The sequence below is a fragment of the Leucobacter sp. M11 genome, from assembly GCF_035726885.1.
Classification (GTDB): domain Bacteria; phylum Actinomycetota; class Actinomycetes; order Actinomycetales; family Microbacteriaceae; genus JAPFRB01.
The window spans coordinates 604136-607914 of record NZ_JAPFRB010000004.1; the positions used below are offsets into that span (position 1 = coordinate 604136).

Consider the following 3779-nt stretch of genomic DNA (forward strand, 5'->3'; position numbering starts at 1 on the left):
GCTCCTCATCGACGACCCCTGGGGCAACTCCGTCCGGCTCGTGGTGGACCCGGTCCCGGCCCCCTAGCCCGACGCCGGAGACGAAAAACGCCGCCCCTCGGGGCGGCGTGTTTCGCAGAGCATTCCGTTAGCTGACGAAGCCGACCCGGCGGCTCGTGTCCGTGCCGATCTCCAGGTACGCGATGGAGGCCGCGGCCACCAGGTACTCCTTGCCCTTGCTGTCCGTGAACGGGATCAGGACGTCGCCGGCGACGGAGGCCTTCTGGACTCGGTCGCGGATCTCGTCCGGGGTGCCCTCGGTCTCAAAGCTGAGTTCGCGGGGCGAGTTCACGATGCCGATGCGGATTTCCACGGGTGCTCCTTCGTGCGGTGACTGGTGCTCCCGAGTCTACGGGACCGGTTCCCGAGAAAGCCGGGGAGCGTCCGCTCCGGCCTGCGCTGTCGGCGAACGCGGCCCGGTCAGCCCCGCACCCCACGGATGTCGGGGGTGCCTCGCTAGGCTGGATCTATGACATCAGAGCCCGATGCCGCACCCGCCGCAGGCGTGTCCCTGGACGCCGAGCAGGAGGCCGTCTGCGCGCTGAGCCCCAGCGGGCACGCGCGCGTGCTCGGGGCCCCCGGCTCGGGGAAGACCACTGCGCTCATCGAGGCCGTGGGCCGGCTCATCGAGACGGGCGCGCTCGCCCCCCGGGAGCTGCTGGTCGTGGCCGCGAATCGGCGCGTCTCCGCGGAGCTGCGCACCCGGCTCGAGCGCCGGGTGAGCGGGCCGCTCGGGGGCACGATGGTGCGCACCCCGAGCTCGCTCGCCTTCCAGGTTGTCGCCGCGCAGCGCGCCGCCCTCGCCCGGCCCCGTCCCCGGCTGCTCACCGGCGCGGCGCAGGACGAACTCATCGCCGAGCTTGTCGAGGAGCTGGGCCGTCAGGGCGGGCTCCGCCTCCCCGCCGAGGTCCTGCGCTCGGTGCAGTTCCGCAACGAGCTGCGCGAGCTGCGGCGGGTCACCGTGGACGCGGGCCTCGACCCCGCCGCCCTGCCCGGGTTGGCGGCCCGCACCCCGGACGCGGCCGAGTGGGCCCCGGCCTGGGCCGACGCGGCGGCGCTGCTGGACGCCCTGGACGCCCGCGTCGCGCAGCGGCACCCCGACGAGTACGGCACGAGCGAGCTCATCCGCGCCGCGATCGCGGCCATCCGCGACGAGGACCCGCTCGGGGGAGCCCCCGAGCCGCCCCGGCTCATCCTCATCGATGACGCGCAGGAACTCAGCGCCTCGGCGGCCGGGCTGCTCGCCGCGCTCGCCGACCGGGGGACCGCGATCTGGGCTTTCGGCGACCCGGATATCGCCACGAGCGCGTTCCAGGGGCCGGCCGTCGGCCTGCTCTCGGGCATCGGCCGAGCGCTCCGGGGACACGGGGGCCGGGCGGAGGCCCCGGGCCGCGCGGGCACGCCAGAATCCGAGATCCTCCTCGGCACCGTGCACCGGCACGGGGCGACGCTGCGCGCCCGGGTCGCGGACATCACCGCCCGGATCGGGGCCGCCGAACTCGGCGCGCAGCGGGCCACCCCCGCGAGCGCCGCGCGCCCCGAGGGTCGCCTAGAGTTCAGCCTCGCCTCCTCGCCCAGCGAGCAGCTCGGCATCATCGCGCACCGGATCCGGGAGCGACACCTGGGGCTCGGCCCGGCGGGGGAGCCCGGCGGACCGGGCTCGGAACTTGCCTGGTCCGAGATCGCGGTGATCTGCCGCAGCCAGGCCGACGCCGCGCGCGTCTCCCGCTCCCTCGCGATCCAGCAGGTGCCGACCGGCCAGGCCTCCGGCGGCATCGTGCTCCGTGAGCACGGCGTCGTTCGGGAGCTGATCCTCGTCGTGCAGCTCGCCCTCGGCCTCCGGGCGCTCGACACCCCGGCGATCGAGGCCCTGCTCAGCGGCGCGCTCGGCGGGCTCGACCGGCTCGCCGTGAAGCGGCTGCGCGCGGCCCTCAGCCTCCAGGAGCGGCGCTCCGGCGGGGAGCGCACCCTCGCCGAGATCCTGGACGAGGCCGTGCGCCACCCCGAGTTCGGCGTCGCCGTGGATAGCCGTGGCGGCCGCGCCCTGCGCCGCATCGGCTCCGTGTTCGCGGCGGCCGAGGCCGTCGCCCGCAACGGGGGCAGCCCCCGCGAGGTGCTCTGGGCGGCCTGGTCCGGCAGCGGGCTCGCGGATCGCTGGGAGCGGGACGCCCTCGAGGGCGAGGGCGCGGTCTCAGACGACGCGAACCGGCTCCTGGACGCCGTGGTCGCGCTCTTTTTCGCCGTCCAGCGCCACGAGGAACAGGGCAGCGAGGAGCCCATCGCCGAGTTCCTGGACAGCCTGCTGCGCTCCGAGCTGCCCGAGGACAGCCTCGCCCGGCAGAGCGAGCGCGAGGCGATCACCGTCGCGACCCCGCAGGGCATGATCGGCCGGGAGGCCCGCTTCGTGGTCCTCGTCGGCCTGCAGGAGGGGGTCTGGCCGAATGTGAAGCCCCGCGGCTCGGTGCTCGGCTCCGCGGCGCTCGAACGCCTGCTCCGCACCGGCGAGGCGAGCACCCCGAGCCGCCGGGACACCGTGCACGATGAGCTGCGCCTGCTCGCCCAGGCCGTGTCCCGGGCCCGCGACGGCGTGCTCGCGGTCTCGCTCGCGACCGATGACGAGCAGCCCTCCTCCTTCACCGATGCCTGGCTGCCGGACGCGGTGACCGGGCTGCCGAGCACCCGGCTCACCCTGCGCGGCACGGTCGCCGAGCTGCGCCGCCGCGTCACGGCGGACCCGGGCGACACCGCCGCGCTGGACGCCCTGGTCGAGCTCGCGGTCGCTGGGGTCGCCGGGGCTGACCCCGGGCAGTGGTACGGGGTGGAGCCGCTCAGCTCCGCCGAGCCGCTCGTGGACCTGAGCGACCCCGAGGCCCGGGTGCCCGTGAGCCCCTCGCAGGTGGAGCGGGTCGAAACCTGCCCCCTCGACTGGGCGATCGCCACGCTCGGCGGGGGCGGCGGCAACGCAGCCGCGGACGTCGGCACGCTCGTGCACCACGCCTTCGAGACCGTGACCCGGGCCGACGAGGCCGCCCTGAACGCCGTGCTGGACGAGTCCTGGGGCCTGCTCGACTTCGAGGCGGGCTGGGAATCCGAGCGGATGCGGGGCGTGGCGTGGAAGATGGTGCGGGGCCTGGTCGACTACCTGGACGAGTTTGACGGCAGCCGCCGCTCCCTCGTGGGCAGCGAGCGCGGCTTCCGGATCGCGCTCGGCCAGGCCGAGCTGCGGGGGCTGATCGACCGGCTCGAGGCCGTGCCAACGGCGGACGGGGGCGAGGAACTCAGCGTGGTCGACCTGAAGACCGGCAAAACCCCGCCGAGCCAGAAACAGGTCACCGAGCACGCCCAGCTCGCCGCCTATCAGCTCGCAATCGTCCTCAACGCGATCGAGCTCGGCGAGGAGGGGGCCCCGTCGCCGGAGGAGCCCTCCGCGGGGACCGAGCCGGAGCCCGGCGCGGCCCCCGGCAACGGCGGGGCGCGCCTGCTCTACGTGCATCCCGGCGCGGTTGGCGCGGGCCGCACCTTCCGCGAGTTCGGCCAGTCCGCGCTGCCCGAGGAGGCCCAGCGCGCCTTCATCGAGCGCGTGCAGCGAGCCGCCGAGACGATGGCGGGGGCCGAGTTCACCGCCCGCGTCGAGCACCACTGCTCCAGCCGCTCCTCCTTCGGCCAGTGCCGCATCCACGTCATTCGGCCGGTGAGCCAGGCATGACCGAACCCAGCAGAGAGCAGGAACCGCCTGTGTC

Annotated in this window: 2 protein-coding genes; one reads left to right on the forward strand and one right to left on the reverse strand. The window is 75.1% G+C overall.

The window, feature by feature from the left end:
- Positions 1–127 precede the first annotated feature (127 nt).
- Entirely contained in the window at positions 128–352 is a 225-nt protein-coding gene (locus OOT08_RS15070) for a DUF3107 domain-containing protein (protein ID WP_325093611.1), read from the reverse strand.
- Between the two features lie 156 nt (positions 353–508).
- On the opposite strand from OOT08_RS15070, the gene OOT08_RS15075 reads away from it, so the two are divergent.
- A complete protein-coding gene (locus tag OOT08_RS15075; protein WP_325093612.1) occupies positions 509–3745 on the forward strand; it encodes a PD-(D/E)XK nuclease family protein in 3237 nt (1078 codons plus the stop codon).
- Positions 3746–3779: the final 34 nt, after the last annotated feature.